The organism is Actinophytocola sediminis (assembly GCF_054779715.1).
Map to the genome: position 1 here is coordinate 131,485 of NZ_BAAGXS010000023.1, position 14,133 is coordinate 145,617.

Consider the following 14,133-nt stretch of genomic DNA (forward strand, 5'->3'; position numbering starts at 1 on the left):
GACACCAGCCAACATCGATGGCAAGTTAACAGGCGACAAGTTTACGGATGTACACATCAAGGGGAGTCGTCATGTTCGGTCGTATCGGGCGGTTCGTCGCCCGCAGAGCGCGGGCCGTGCTGGTGTTAACCGCGCTGGTGGTGGTGGCCGCGGGGGCGCTCGGCTTCACCGCGTTCGACAAACTCAGCACCGACGGCGGCTTCGAGGACCCGGCCGCCGAGTCCAGCCAGGCACAAGAACTGATCGAGCGAGAGTTCGGCGGCGGCACCGACGTGGTGTTCCTGATGACCGCCGGCAGCGGCACCGTCGACGACCCCTCGGCGCGCGCCGAGGGCGACTCGCTGACCGCGCGGCTGGCCGACGACCCGGCCATCGCCGAGGTCACCTCGTACTTCACCACCGACGCGCCCACCATGCGCTCCGAGGACGGCCGGCACGCCATCGCGGTGGCCACGCTCACCGAGATCACCGACGGCGGCACCGAGGTCGAGGACCTGCGGGCGCGATACGACGCCGACGCCGGTCCGCTCACGGTCACCGTCGGCGGCCCGCAGGCGATCGGCACCGACATCGGCGACCAGGTCGGTGGGGATCTCGCGATCGCCGAGATGATCGCGGTGCCGATCATCCTGGTGCTGCTGGTGATCGCGTTCGGCAGCCTGGTGGCCGCGTTGCTGCCGCTGGCCGTCGGGCTGATCGCGGTGGTCGGCACCTTCGCCGAGCTGGCTATCCTCGGCTCGGTGACCGACGTGTCGGTCTACGCGATCAACCTGACCACCGCGCTCGGCCTCGGCCTGGCCATCGACTACGCACTGCTGATGGTCAACCGGTTCCGCGAGGAGCTGGCCGGCGGCCTGGACCCCCACGCGGCCGCCGTGCGCACGGTCGAGACCGCCGGCCGGACGATCCTGTTCGGCGCGATCACCGTGGCCGCCGCACTGGCCACGCTGCTGGTGTTCCCGCTGTACTTCCTGCGTTCGTTCGCCTACGCCGGCATCGGCGTCGTGCTGATCGCGATGGTCAGCGCCCTGGTGGTACTGCCCGCACTGCTCGCCGTCCTTGGCCACCGGGTCAACTCGCTTCGCCTGCCGTGGGTGAAGCGCACGCCGAGCTCGGTGTCCCAGGTGTGGGCCAGGATCGCGCGTACGGCCATGAGCCGGCCGGTGCTGACCGGTGCCCCGGTGGTCATCCTGTTGCTGCTGGCCGCGATCCCGTTGCTGAGGGTCGAGTTCGGCACCCCGGACGAGCGGGTGCTGCCGGAGACCACCGACGTGCGGATCGTCGGCGACACGATGCGCGCGGAGTTCGCCGGCGACGACTCGCGGACGATGACCCTGGTCAGCCGAGACCAGGTCGACGAGACCGAGCTCGGCGGCTACGCCCAGCGGCTGTCCGACATTCCGGGCGTCGAGTCGGTCGTGACCAGCGCCGGCGTCTTCACCGACGGCCAGCCGGTCGCCCCCGGCGACCCGACACTGACCTCGGAGTCCGGACTACGTCAGCTCAGTGTGCTGACCACATATGACGGGCACTCGGCCGAGGGCCAGGACCTGGTCGACACGGTGCGCGCGGTGCCGGGACCGGACACGTTGACCGCGGGCGCGGCCGCGCAGTTGGTGGACAGCAAGGACGCCATCGCCAGCAGGCTCGCGTTGGCCGCCGGGCTGATCGCGCTGACCACGTTCGTGCTGCTGTTCCTGTTCACCGGCAGCGTGTTGCAGCCGTTGCGGGCGTTGCTGTTCAACGTGCTCGGGCTGTCGGCGATCCTGGGCCTGATGGTGCTGATGTTCCAGGAGGGTTGGCTGTCCGACTGGCTCGGCTTCACCCCGATGCCGCTGGACACCAGCATGCTGGTGCTGCTGTTCTGCCTGGTCTTCGGCCTGTCGATGGACTACGAGGTGTTCGTCCTCGGCCGGATCAAGGAGATGCACGACCTGGGCGCGGACTCGCGGACCGCGGTCGCGCAGGGCCTGTCCCGGACGGGTCGGTTGATCACCATGGCGGCGATCCTGCTGGCGGTGAACCTGCTGGCGTTCGGCACGAGTGGGGTCAGCTTCCTGCAGATGCTCGGCATCGGCTCCGGCCTGGCGATCCTCATCGACGCGACGCTGATCCGGGGGGTGCTGGTCCCGGTCGGCATCCGGCTGCTCGGCCGGGCGGCCTGGTGGTCCCCACCGTTCCTGCGCCGCCTCCACGACCGCGTCGGCCTACACGAAGCGCCGGAGGCGACCTCCGACCGGGAGCTGGCCAAGGTCTGAGCCACCACCGATTCACCGCCGTGCGCCCGGGACTCCCCCGGGCGCACGGCCTTGTTGACCCGGCGAATGCGGAACTCTGCGGAATCACACCGGGCTCCGAAACGCCGGAATCCGCCCACAGCGAATTCGACCAGCACTAACCAAAATCCAGGAAGAACTCGGCCGCGAGTACGTGCTGATTTCTCCCGAACCGGCCACAGATGGCATCTCCATTCTGTGGGATTTCTCTCGCACCGAAGCGGGCGCCGAGCTGATTGACGAATCAATAGGCCAGACGACCATGCGGGAGATTATGCGGGAATATCTCACCTATGTGAGATTGGGCGCCGACCAGCATCCCAATCTTCCGGTCAACCTGTCTTCGACGGAACCGGAGCCAAGGTCGCAAATGTAGTCGCGATGCTGAAGGCTGGTGAAGATCCAGCCGTCGTTACCGAAGAACACGGGGCCGGAACCGAAGCCGTCCGAGCCGCCACACGCGTCCTCCTGAATCGTCGGCACTAGTGGGCAGAGTCGGGCACCCGCGCTCGGCCGTCCTCGGCCAGCTCCCACATCAGGCCGTTGATCGGCATCCAGTCCACGGAAGTAGGCCGCTGACCGGTGCGGACCCATTCCAAGATCACGGCGCGAAGTCGGGTCAGGGGCAGCACGCAAACGGGCGGAAATATGGTTTCGCCGTCCTGGTCGTAGTAGATCGCGGGTGGGTCGGTCAGCGGTTCGGGGTTGAGCGCGGACCACGCCCAGTCATCCGGAGCCGCCGCCTCATCCACGAACAACGCGGCGCCGTACTCGCCGTGGTAACCGGTGCGCAGCCATCGCTTGGGCTGCCCCTCGATCGTGAACCACGTCTCGGTAGCTCCCTGCTCGCGGAGCAAGATGTCTACCAACCAGGCGGTCTGGTTGACGTGACGCGCGGTGATGACCGGATAGGCCATGCCGTTGTGGTTGGCGTTGACCACGAATTGATCACTCACTGGCCCGCCCTCTCAGCATGACCGCCTCCACGGCACCCGGAAACCACACTACGAGGGTAGAGCCTGCCGGCAGGATCGCCGGCACCGCGACCCCACAACTGAACCGACGTTCGGAAGCTGGGTCCGCTCCGCAGGGCCCGCGTGGGTTGTTGATCACAACCACCCCATACGTGATGGCGTTCTCCCGCATGAGAGCGGCAATCTTGGTTTCCACATGCGCGGCGGCCGGGTGCCGACCGACGGGTGGGAACTCCACTCCGACACCCCGTAGGGCTTGCTCGGCAAGATCGGCGTCTTCGTCGAAGCCGCTGCCGATGGCGTGTTCGGTGCCGTCCGCGTCGAAGAACAACCCGGTGGTGACCTTGGCGTCGGCGTCCTTGAGCGACGTCAGCCGATCTGCGGCCCACTCGGCATCGTTCGCGGCGTCATGGAGGCCATCCGGGCATCCGTCCCCCGTGGCGCTGTCGGCCGACGCTTGCGGCCACCAGGACGGTTCGTAGCCGCAGGCGAACCGGCCACAGCTTGGTGCGTAGACGAAGTTCAGCAGGAACCAGAGCACTGCCGCCATCACCAGAAGACCGGTGAGTGACGAGAGTGCCTTCCCTGCTGGTTTCAACGCCATGAAGCCCCCAACCACGCGACGTACACAGGTCTACGTAGCTTGCGGGTGGACAACCGGTGCGCCAACTGGACCAACCGAATTGCACCCGTTTGGCAGACAGCCTTCCCCTGACGGGAACCTTCGTGTCGTCGTGCTCCGATGGGGTGGAGTTGACTGGTCGAGTGCGGAACTCTGCGGAATCTGGGCCTAGTGTGTCCGCATGCAGAAGCGTTACGCGTCGGCCGCGTACCGGGAGCTGGGTCGGTTGCTGCGCCAGACGCGGAAGAAGTCCGGCCTGTCCTCCGAGCGGCTGGCCAGAAAGATGGGCTGGCNATCCCCGGAACTGGACCAACTCGTGGAGTTCACCAAGTTCGCCGAGTGCAACCAGGGCTACTACCTGTCGGACAAGCGGATTGGTGGCTCACTCCAGTCACTGATCGCCTACGAGTCGTCAGCCGAATGTTCGATCATGTACGAACCGCAGCAGATCCACGGGTTGTTGCAGACACCCGACTACGCCCGCGCGCTCATCACCGCCGTCAACTCCGACATCGCTGAGGATCGGGTGGCGGCCGCGGTTCGCACCCGGATGGAGCGACGGCGAATCCTGTCCCTGTCGAATGCCGCGCAGTTCACCTTCTACGTCCACGAGGCGGCACTGCGGTTGCGGGTCGGCACCGACGAGATCATGCACGAGCAACTGCTGCACCTCGTACTCACCGCCGCGCTGGACAACGTCATCGTGCGGATCGTGCCCAGCTCGGCCGGCGAACGATCCGCGTTCGACGGCGCGTTCCAGTTGATGGACTTCGCCCAACACCGACCGATTGTGTACCTGGACAATCTCCGCGTCGGCGGCTTGGTCCTCGACGACTCCGACCACGTGCGCAGCTATCGCGAACTCGTGCTCATGCTCGCTGACATCGCCCTGGATGAGGGACAATCTCGGCAGTTCGCGGCCGGCCTGGCCGACGAATACGACCGAGGGAGTCAACGGAGTGGCGCAGACAGCCTGGCGCAAGAGCAGCTACAGCGGCGGCGAGGGAACGAGCTGCGTGGAAGTGGCGTGGCGGAAGAGCAGCTACAGCGGCGGCGAGGGAACGGACTGCGTGGAGGTGGCGTGGTCGAGTCGACCGCCATCTACGAGTGACGGGGTCCTGGTTCGCGACTCCAAGCACCCCACCGGCCCCAAGCTCACCGTCCCCGTCACCGCCTGGCACCAACTCCTCGCCACCCACTGACGAAGCCGCTCCGGCCCTGCCGAACGCAGCGAAGGGTCCCTTCGCTGCGTCTGGTGCAGTGAAGGGACCCTTCGCTGCGGTTGCGGGAGCTACAGGGACGCGATCAGGCGTTCGACGCGTTCGTCGACCGCGCGGAACGGGTCCTTGCACAGGACGGTGCGCTGGGCCTGGTCGTTGAGTTTGAGGTGCACCCAGTCGACGGTGAAGTCCCGGCCGGCCTGCTGGGCGGCGGCGATGAAGTCTCCCCGCAGCTTGGCTCGGGTGGTCTGTGGTGGGGTGTCCTTGGCGGCCTCGATCTCGCCGTCCTCGGTCACCCTGGCCACCAGGTCCTTGCGCTGCAGCAGGTCGAAGATGCCCCGGCCCCGCCGGATGTCGTGGTAGGCGAGGTCGAGCTGGGCGATCCTCGGGCTGGACAGCTCCATGCCGTGCTTGGCCCGGTAGCGCTCGACCAGCCGGTGCTTGATCGCCCAGTCGATCTCCCGGTCGATCTTGGACATGTCCTGCTGCTCGACCGCGTCCAGCGTGCGGCCCCACAGCTCGATGACGCGCTCGGCCACCGGATCGGGCGACCGCTTGGCCACGTGCTCGACCGCGCGGGAGAAGTACTCCCGCTGGATGTCCAGTGCCGAGGCCTCCCGCCCGCCGGCCAGCCGCACCAGGCGCCTGCCGGTCAGGTCGTGGCTGATCTCCCGGATCGCCCGGATCGGGTTGTCCAGGCTGAAGTCCCGGAACTGCACCCCGTCCTCGATCATCTCCAGCACGAGGTTCGCGCTGCCGACCTTGAGCAGCGTGGTCGACTCGGCCATGTTCGAGTCGCCGACGATCACGTGCAGGCGCCGGTACCGCTCGGCGTCGGCGTGTGGCTCGTCGCGGGTGTTGATGATCGGCCGCGACCGGGTGGTCGCCGAGGAGACGCCCTCCCAGATATGTTCCGCCCGCTGAGACAGGCAGTAGACCGCGCCGCGCGGGGTCTGCAGCACCTTGCCGGCGCCGCACACCAGCTGGCGGGTCACCAGGAACGGCAGGAGCACGTCCGCGATCCTGGAAAACTCACCCGCTCGGGTGACCAGGTAGTTCTCGTGGCAACCGTAGGAGTTGCCGGCCGAGTCGGTGTTGTTCTTGAACAGGAAGATGTCGCCGCCGATGCCCTCGTCGGCCAGCCTGCGCTCGGCGTCGACGAGCAGGTCCTCCAGGATCCGCTCGCCCGCCTTGTCATGCGTGACCAGCTGCACCAGGTCGTCGCATTCCGCCGTCGCGTACTCGGGGTGGGAGCCGACGTCCAGGTAGAGGCGCGAGCCGTTGCGCAGGAAGACGTTCGAGGAACGACCCCAGGACACCACTCGCCGAAACAGGTACCGCGCGACCTCGTCCGGGCTCAGCCTGCGCTGGCCGTGAAACGTACAAGTCACGCCGAACTCGGTCTCGATGCCGAAGATCCGCCGCTGCATCCCCTTAGCCTAGGCGTTCCGGGCAAGAAGATGTCTGGACCGCTCCGAGGTGAGACAAATGCGTCATGCAGCTGTCAGCCGGCTCACGCATCGTCAGCGCCCTTTTCCGGCTTCGGGTCGACCGGCTCGCCCTCGGTCTTCTCATCCGACTGGGCGGCCTCGGCCGGCAGCAGCGCGGCCAGCGCCGCGCCCTCGATCCGGCGGAACGCCCGGCGCGGCCTGGTCCGTTCGAGCACGGCGACCTCGAGCTTGCCGACGCCCTGGCCGTTGTCGCTGTTGGTGCCGGAGCTCGTGCCCGACGACAGCGCCTTCACCGCGAAGGCCACCGCGTCGCGCAGCGCCATGCCCTCCTCGTAGGTCTCCTTCATCGTGTTCGAGATCGGCTCGACCTGCCCGCCCATGGCCAGGAACTGCGGCTCGTCCACGATCGAGCCGTCGTAGGTCAGCCGGTAGAGCTGGTCGCCATCGGCGGTGGCGCCGACCTCGGCCACGCAGATCTCCACCTCGAACGGCTTGAGCTGGTCGGTGAACATCGACGCCAGGGTCTGCGCGTAGACGATGGCGAGCTGCCTGGCCGAGACGTCTCGTGGGTCGTTGGCGTAGCCCCACAGGTCGACGTGCCGGATGCCGCCTCGGCGCAGGCTCTCGTACTCGCTGTGCCGCCCGGCGGCCGCGAACCCGATCCTGGCGTAGATCTCCGACACCTTGTGCAACGCCGTCGACGGGTTCTCGGCCACGAACAGCACGCCACCGCTGTACTTGAGCGCGACGACGCTGCGACCCCGTGCGATGCCCTTCCGGGCGTATTCCGAGCGGTCGCGCATCAACTGCTCGGGCGAGGCGTACAGCGGCATGGTCACGGTGATGGCTCCTCGGAGTTCGCTCGGGTGGGTACTGGTCAGCCGCGGGGCCGGCTGGACCGTTCGGTCACGACGGCCTCGGCCACCTCGGCGGCCTGCTCCTCCGGCAGGTGCACCGCGCCGTCGGCCGCCGTGATCGTGATGACGCTCGGGTAGATCTTGCGGGCCAGGTCCGGTCCGCCGGTGGCCGAGTCGTCGTCGGCGGCGTCGTAGAGCGCCTCCACCGCGTGCCGGATCGCGGTGTCGACGTCGTTGCCGGGGTCGTAGAGCTTCTTGAGCGCCGACCGGGCGAACAGCGACCCGGAACCGACCGAGTGATAGCCGGAACGCTCCTCGTAGCGCCCGCCGACCACGTCGAAGGACACCACCCGGCCCGCCTTGGCCGGGTCCTCCGCGTGCAGGTCGAAGCCGACGAACAGCGGCAACACCGCCAGACCGGCCATCGCCACGTCGAGGTTGCCGCGCACCATGGTGGCGAGCTTGTTGGTCTTGCCGTCCAGCGACAGCGAGACCCCCTCGATCTTCTCGTAGTGGGACAGCTCCAGGGCGAACAGCTTCACCAGCTCCAGGGCCAGGCCCGCGGTGCCGGCGATGCCCACCGCCGAGTAGTCGTCGGTGACGAACACCTTCTCCATGTCGCGCTGGGAGATCAGGTTGCCCGAGGTGGCCCGCCGGTCGCCCGCGATGAGCACACCACCGTCGAAGGTGATGGCCACGATCGTGGTGCCGTGCGGTGGCGCCGGCGACAGGTCGGCGGCGTGCGGCCGCGCCTGGACCGGCTCACCGATCCCCCGGCCACCGAGCGTCCCCGGCAGGAGGTGCGGCGCCTGCGCGCGGAGGAAGTCGGTGAACGAGGACGTCTCGGCCGTCAGGTAGGCAGCCGGAAGTGTCGCGCCTGGCATGGCGCGGGGCGGGGTGTGTTCCATGCCTGCTTTCGTTCCTGGGTTGCTGGCGAGGCCCGGTCAGCCAAGCCCGAGCTTGCTGCTGGCCGTGACCAGCAGGGGTTGGGCGAGAAACCTACTCCCCGCCCTTCTGGACGTAGGCACGAACGAAGTCCTCGGCGTTCTCCTCGAGCACGTCGTCGATCTCGTCGAGGATCGTGTCCACGTCCTCGCCGAGCTTCTCCCTGCGTTCCTGACCAGCCGGTGCGGCACCGTCGACGTCGTCGTCGCCGTCACCGCCGCCTTGGCGCTGGGTCTGCTCCTGGGCCATGTCGCCTCCCGTATCGGGATTGTCTGTCTCAAGATTACCGGCGGAGACCGACAGTGTCGCTAATCGACGGTCGAGCTGCGCTGGATGCCCTGTTGGCTACGCTGGTCAGCTGCTCGCGCGCCGGGAGTTGCCGGTCAGCGCGTCCACCAGTTCCTCGGCGGTCGCCGAGACCTCCAACAGCTCGCCGACGTGCGCTTTCGTCCCCCGGAGGGGCTCCAGCGTGGGGATCCTGACCAGGGACTCCCGGCCGAGATCGAAGATCACCGAGTCCCACGAGGCGGCCGCGATGGCGGTCGGGTACTTCTCCAGGCAGCGGCCGCGGAAGTAGGCCCTGGTGTCCAGCGGCGGGGTGGTGATGGCCGCGGTCACCTCCTCCTCGGTGATCAGGCGTTTCATCGAGCCACGGGTGACCAGGCGGTTGTAGAGGCCCTTGGCCAGCCGCACGTCGGAGTACTGCAGGTCGACCAGCTGTAGCCGGGGCGAGGACCAGCCGAGGCCGTCGCGGGCGCGGAAGCCCTCCAGCAGGCGCAGCTTGGCCGGCCAGTCGAGCCGGTCCGCGCACTCCATCGGGTCCCTGGCCAGCGCGTCCAGGATCTCGCCCCACGTGCTCAGCACGTTCATCGAGACCTCGTCCTGCTCGGTGCGGTCGAGGTGCTCGGAGATGAACTCCCGGTAGGCGTGCTGGATGTCCAGTGCGGTGTACTTGCGGCCGTTGGACAGCTCGACCGTGGCCTTGAGGCTCGGGTCGTGGGAGAACGTGTGCACCGCGCGGACCGGGTCGGCGAGCTTGAGGTGGTCGAACCGCAGGCCGCTCTCGATCATGTCGAGGACCAGCGCGGTGGTGCCGACCTTGAGGTAGGTGGACGTCTCGGCCAGGTTGGCGTCGCCGATGATGACGTGCAGCCTGCGGTACTTGTCCGCGTCGGCGTGCGGCTCGTCGCGGGTGTTGATGATGCCGCGCTTGAGCGTGGTCTCCAGGCCGACCTCGACCTCGATGTAGTCGGCCCGCTGGGACAGCTGGAACCCGGCCTCCTCGCCGGAGGCGCCAAGGCCCACCCTGCCCGAGCCGCACACGATCTGGCGCGAGGCGAAGAACGGGGTCAGCCCGGCGATCACCGAGGTGAACGGGGTACTGCGGGCCATCAGGTAGTTCTCGTGGGTGCCGTAGCTGGCGCCCTTGTTGTCGATGTTGTTCTTGTAGAGCTGCAGGCGCGGCTGGCCGGGCACGGTGGCCGCGCGCATGGCGGCCTCCTCCATCACCCGCTCCCCCGCCTTGTCCCAGATCACCGCGTCCCTGGCGTTGGTGACCTCGGGGGCGGAGTACTCCGGGTGCGCGTGGTCGACGTAGAGCCGCGCGCCGTTGGTGAGGATGACGTTGGCCGCGCCGAGGTCCTCGACCTCGGGATCCGACGGCGGCACGCCGGGGGCGCCGAGGTCGAACCCGCGCGCGTCGCGCAGCGGGGACTCCACCTCGTAGTCCCAGCGCGCCCGGCGCGCCCTCGGGATGTCCGCTGCCGCGGCGTAGGCCAGCACCACCTGGGTGGAGGTGAGGACGGGGTTGGCGGTGGCATCCCCGGGGACGGAGATGCCGTACTCGACCTCGGTGCCCATGATCCGACGCATGTGACCCAGCCTACGGGGGTCTGGTCAACCCCAGGACAGGGCGGCTCGATCCTTCCAGTAGAGGTCTGGATCCACCGCCAGCTCGGTAAAGGCACCTGGTCGGGCCACCGCGGCCAGCGGCACGCGCAGGGCCGCGAGGTTGCTCCGCAGCTGCCCGACGCCGGCGGGGCCGAGCAGGACGGTGTCGGCCCACGATTGGCCCAACGCCGCCGCCAACGCGACCGCGTCCGGGCCAACATCGTTACTCTCCGCAATCGCCGCGAGGGAGGCCGGTGGGTGCACCGCAAGGCGCCCGTTGGCCAGAACCTCCTTTACCAGAACTCGAGCGCCAGTCGATCGCGCCTCAAGCAACGCTGCACCGACGGACGGTTCGAGCACGTTCCAGGTGGACTGGACGGTGGTGAAGACCCGCTCCCCGTGGCGCTCCAGCGCCAGTGCCCGGCGGACCGTCTCGGCCTGTCGCGGGCCCGAGGTGGAGAACCCGACCCGCACCGGCAGCGCGACGAGCGCGTCCTGCAGGGCCAGGTCGGCGAACAGCGGGCTGTCCGGGGTCAGCGAGTGCACCTGGTAGAGGGTGAGCCGGTCGCCGAGCAACCGGGAGCTCTCCGCCCACTGGGTGCGCAGGCGGGTCATGGAGTGTTCCTTGACCTCGTGCACCGGCGCGTCGAGCCGCCAGTCGCCGACGTAGGCGTAGCCCCACTTGCTGGAGACGCTGACGTCGGCCGGGCCGCGCGCGTCCAGCCAGCCGGCGAGGAACTCCTCGGCCAGGCCGTAGGAGCGCGCCACGTCGACCCAGCGCACGCCGGCGGCGTAGGCCTCGTCGAGCACCGCCCAGGACGCCGCGCGCATGGCCTCGACGGACCGGTCGGCGGGCAGCTCGTCCCGGCCGAGGTTGATGTAGGCGGGACGGCCGAGGGCGGCGAGCCCCAACCCGATTCGGTCGGTGCTCGCCGCCCTCGGCTGTGTCATCCCTACAGGTACTGACCGGTGTTGGTGGCCGTGTCGATCGCCCGGCCGGACTCCTGGTTCTTGCCGGTGACCAGCGTGCGGATGTAGACGATCCGCTCGCCCTTCTTGCCGGAGATCCGCGCCCAGTCGTCCGGGTTGGTGGTGTTGGGCAGGTCCTCGTTCTCCGCGAACTCGTCGACGATCGCGTCCAGCAGGTGCTGCACGCGCAGACCGCGCTGCTTGGTCTCCAGCACCGACTTGATCGCCGCCTTCTTCGACCGGTCCACGATGTTCTGGATCATCGCGCCCGAGTTGAAGTCGCGGAAGTAGAGCACCTCCTTGTCACCGTTGGCGTAGGTGACCTCGAGGAAGCGGTTGTCCTCGGTCTCCTCGTACATCCGCTCGACCGTGTGCTGGATCATCGCGTCGATGGTGGCCCGCGAGTCGCCGCCGAACTCGGCCAGGTCCTCGGCGTGGATCGGCAGGTTCTGGGTGAGGTACTTGGAGAAGATGTCCTTGGCCGCCTCCGCGTCCGGCCGCTCGATCTTGATCTTGACGTCCAACCTGCCTGGACGCAGGATCGCGGGGTCGATCATGTCCTCCCGGTTGGAGGCGCCGATCACGATCACGTTCTCCAGGCCCTCGACGCCGTCGATCTCGCTGAGCAGCTGAGGCACGATCGTGGTCTCGACATCCGAGGACACACCGCTTCCTCGGGTACGGAAGATCGAGTCCATCTCGTCGAAGAACACGATCACGGGCGTGCCCTCCGAGGCCTTCTCCCGCGCACGCTGGAAGATCAGCCGGATGTGCCGCTCGGTCTCGCCGACGAACTTGTTCAGCAGCTCGGGGCCCTTGATGTTGAGGAAGTAGGACTTGGCCTCCGAGGCGTTGCCGTCGCCTCGGCTGGCCGCGACCTGCTTGGCCAGCGAGTTGGCCACCGCCTTGGCGATCAGCGTCTTGCCACAGCCCGGCGGGCCGTAGAGCAGGACGCCCTTCGGCGGGCGCAGCTCGTACTCGCGGAACAGCTCGGCGTGCAGGAACGGCAGCTCGACCGCGTCGCGGATCTGCTCGATCTGCCGGAACAGGCCACCGATCGACTCGTAGTCGACGTCGGGCACCTCCTCCAGCACCAGGTCCTCGACCTCGGCCTTGGGCACCCGCTCGTAGGCGTAGCCCGACTTGGAGTCGACCAGCAGCGAGTCGCCAGGCTTGAGCGTGGCCTCCCGCAGCGGGTCGGCCAGCCACACCACGCGCTCCTCGTCGGCATGACCGACGACCAGCGCGCGCAGCGGCTGCAGGCCGCCCTCCTCGGTCAGCAGCTCGCGCAGTGTCGACACTTCGCCGATCCGCTCGAACTCACCGGCCTCCACAATCGTCAGCGCCTCGTTGAGCCGCACCGACTGGCCGCGCCGCAGTTGGTCGACCTCGACCGCGGGCGACGCCGCGACCCGCATCTTGCGGCCCGCGGTGAACACGTCGACCGTGCCGTCCTCATGGCCGGCCAGGAACACGCCGTACCCACTCGGGGGTTGGGCAAGGCGGTCCACTTCCTCGCGCAGGGCCAGCAGCTGGCTCCGCGCCTCGCGCAATGTCTCCACCAGCTTGGCATTACGCTCTGTCAGCTGGCTAACCCGCTCGGACGCCTCGGCAAGGCGTTGTTCGAGTAGTCGTGCGTGCCGTGGTGAATCCGTCAGCTTCCGGCGTAGCAGGGCCACTTCCTCTTCGAGGAACCGGATCTGGGCGGTCTCCGAAGGTTCGTGCCCAGAAGCCGGCTCGGGTACAGAGCCGTGCTCGTCGGCCTCCTCTGGCCGACCACCGGGACGATCGTGCTGCATGTCGGCACCTCCTCCCGTCAACTGTCTTACCAACACGGTACCGGTGCACACCGACAAGAGAAGAGCATCCACGTCTCGGAACGGTCGTGTCATCTGGCCGAAACAACGCTGCACCGATACCCGATCCGGGTAGATTGCGCCATCTCAGCGAACGGTGGAACCACTCACCCACTACGGTGCGTCAGACGCGGACGACTGGCATGCCGGTGCGCAGAGCAGTCGTCCACACCAGGCTTGGCCGATCAGGTCGCCGTAATAAAGGAGAAGTATCCGATGTCGCAACCGCCGCAGCAGCCGGGCCAGTGGGGAGGACAGCCGGGCTACGGCCAGCAGCCGGGTCCCGGTCAGCAGCCTGGCGGCTACCCGCAGCAGGGCGGCTACCCACAACAGGTCGGGCAACCGCAGCCGGGGGGCTACCCACAACAGGGCGGCTATCCTCAGCAGGGCGGCTACCCGCAACAGGGTGGCTATCCCCAGCAGCCCGGCCAGCAGCAGTCGGGTGGCTACGGCCAACCCGGCCAGCAGCCTGGTCAGTTCGGCCAGCCCGCGCCGTACGGCCAGCCGCAGGACCCCTATGGCTACGGCCCGCCGCAGAAGAGCAAGACGCCGTGGTTCATCGCCGGCGGCGGTGTCCTCGTCATCGGTGTCGCGATCGTGTTGATCTTCACCCTCGGCGGTGGCGGCGGTGGGGACACCGGCAGCCCGGAGGGGCTCGCCGAGTCTGCGGTCAGCGCGTTCAACGACCAGGACGTCGAGGCGATGGCCGGCATGAGCTGTGATGCCGCCAAGGAGGACGTCGAGGGCGCGATCGACCCGGAGTCGATGGGCGTGCCGCCCGAGATGAACCTCGAGATCTCGGCCGAACTCGGTGAGGTGACCACCGACAGCGACACCGAGGCCAGCGCCAAGGTCACGATCAAGGTGAGCGGCGATCTGCCGGAGGGCGTCACGGAGGAGATGACCAACATCGACGCGACCCTCAGGATGACCAACGAAGACGGGGACTGGTGCATCAAGAGCTTCGCCTGACCTGTGTGATCTGTGACATCGCCGCCGGTGACCGTACTGGTCCCGGCGGCGTTGGGCTGTCAACGGCCTGACTTACGATGTCCGCCGTGGGAACGGGTCGC

General features: G+C 68.1%; 13 protein-coding genes and 1 pseudogene. 5 read left to right on the plus strand and 9 right to left on the minus strand.

The annotated features are described in order from the left end of the window. The first annotated feature begins 71 nt into the window (after positions 1 to 71). Both ACYVIP_RS15605 and ACYVIP_RS15610 read left to right on the plus strand, forming a co-directional pair. The gene (locus ACYVIP_RS15605) at positions 72 to 2,258 is read left to right on the plus strand and encodes an MMPL family transporter (RefSeq protein ID WP_460396686.1); all 2,187 of its coding nucleotides are present in this window, start codon (positions 72 to 74) and stop codon (positions 2,256 to 2,258) included. Between the two features lie 399 nt (positions 2,259 to 2,657). Further along, on the plus strand, positions 2,658 to 2,762 hold the full coding sequence (locus ACYVIP_RS15610) for a hypothetical protein (RefSeq protein WP_460396688.1): 105 nt from the start codon (positions 2,658 to 2,660) through the stop codon (positions 2,760 to 2,762). On the opposite strand, the gene ACYVIP_RS15615 is transcribed toward ACYVIP_RS15610, so the two are convergent. Continuing rightward, positions 2,759 to 3,217 (minus strand): Imm1 family immunity protein, encoded by a 459-nt coding sequence (locus tag ACYVIP_RS15615; RefSeq protein ID WP_460396690.1) that lies wholly within the window; start codon positions 3,215 to 3,217, stop codon positions 2,759 to 2,761. The genes ACYVIP_RS15610 and ACYVIP_RS15615 overlap by 4 nt on opposite strands. A 7-nt stretch (positions 3,218 to 3,224) precedes the next feature. Then, a complete protein-coding gene (locus tag ACYVIP_RS15620) occupies positions 3,225 to 3,854 on the minus strand; it encodes a DddA-like double-stranded DNA deaminase toxin (protein ID WP_460396692.1) in 630 nt (209 codons plus the stop codon). A 301-nt stretch (positions 3,855 to 4,155) separates the two neighbouring features. Here ACYVIP_RS15620 and ACYVIP_RS15625 point away from each other — a divergent pair. Together ACYVIP_RS15625 and ACYVIP_RS15630 are read left to right on the plus strand one after the other, a co-directional pair. Continuing rightward, positions 4,156 to 4,776: pseudogene (locus ACYVIP_RS15625) on the plus strand (DUF5753 domain-containing protein); the annotation flags it as partial. Then, positions 4,766 to 5,074: a DUF397 domain-containing protein gene (locus ACYVIP_RS15630; RefSeq protein ID WP_460396694.1), complete on the plus strand. Its 309-nt coding sequence runs from the start codon at positions 4,766 to 4,768 to the stop codon at positions 5,072 to 5,074. The pseudogene ACYVIP_RS15625 and the gene ACYVIP_RS15630, both read left to right, overlap by 11 nt. A gap of 89 nt (positions 5,075 to 5,163) precedes the next feature. Here the strand turns inward: ACYVIP_RS15630 and pafA are convergent, their stop codons facing one another. From pafA to arc, 7 genes are all read right to left on the minus strand, one after another. Beyond that, positions 5,164 to 6,522, minus strand: coding sequence for a Pup--protein ligase (pafA, locus tag ACYVIP_RS15635; RefSeq protein ID WP_460396696.1), 1,359 nt, complete (start codon positions 6,520 to 6,522; stop codon positions 5,164 to 5,166). A gap of 83 nt (positions 6,523 to 6,605) precedes the next feature. Beyond that, the gene (gene prcA / locus ACYVIP_RS15640; RefSeq protein WP_460396698.1) at positions 6,606 to 7,382 is read right to left on the minus strand and encodes a proteasome subunit alpha; all 777 of its coding nucleotides are present in this window, start codon (positions 7,380 to 7,382) and stop codon (positions 6,606 to 6,608) included. A 38-nt stretch (positions 7,383 to 7,420) separates the two neighbouring features. Beyond that, the gene (prcB, locus tag ACYVIP_RS15645; RefSeq protein ID WP_460396700.1) at positions 7,421 to 8,308 is read right to left on the minus strand and encodes a proteasome subunit beta; all 888 of its coding nucleotides are present in this window, start codon (positions 8,306 to 8,308) and stop codon (positions 7,421 to 7,423) included. A gap of 91 nt (positions 8,309 to 8,399) precedes the next feature. Continuing rightward, positions 8,400 to 8,648, minus strand: coding sequence for a ubiquitin-like protein Pup (locus ACYVIP_RS15650; RefSeq protein ID WP_460396972.1), 249 nt, complete (start codon positions 8,646 to 8,648; stop codon positions 8,400 to 8,402). 51 nt (positions 8,649 to 8,699) lie between these two features. Continuing rightward, entirely contained in the window at positions 8,700 to 10,217 is a 1,518-nt protein-coding gene (gene dop / locus ACYVIP_RS15655) for a depupylase/deamidase Dop (RefSeq protein WP_460396702.1), read from the minus strand. Positions 10,218 to 10,241: 24 nt separating this feature from the next. After that, positions 10,242 to 11,186, minus strand: coding sequence for an aldo/keto reductase (locus ACYVIP_RS15660; RefSeq protein ID WP_460396704.1), 945 nt, complete (start codon positions 11,184 to 11,186; stop codon positions 10,242 to 10,244). 2 nt (positions 11,187 to 11,188) lie between these two features. Further along, positions 11,189 to 13,003: a proteasome ATPase gene (gene arc / locus ACYVIP_RS15665; protein ID WP_460396706.1), complete on the minus strand. Its 1,815-nt coding sequence runs from the start codon at positions 13,001 to 13,003 to the stop codon at positions 11,189 to 11,191. Between the two features lie 273 nt (positions 13,004 to 13,276). Between arc and ACYVIP_RS15670 the strand changes: the two genes are divergently transcribed. Then, the gene (locus ACYVIP_RS15670) at positions 13,277 to 14,032 is read left to right on the plus strand and encodes an Rv0361 family membrane protein (RefSeq protein WP_460396708.1); all 756 of its coding nucleotides are present in this window, start codon (positions 13,277 to 13,279) and stop codon (positions 14,030 to 14,032) included. The last annotated feature ends 101 nt before the right edge of the window (positions 14,033 to 14,133 follow it).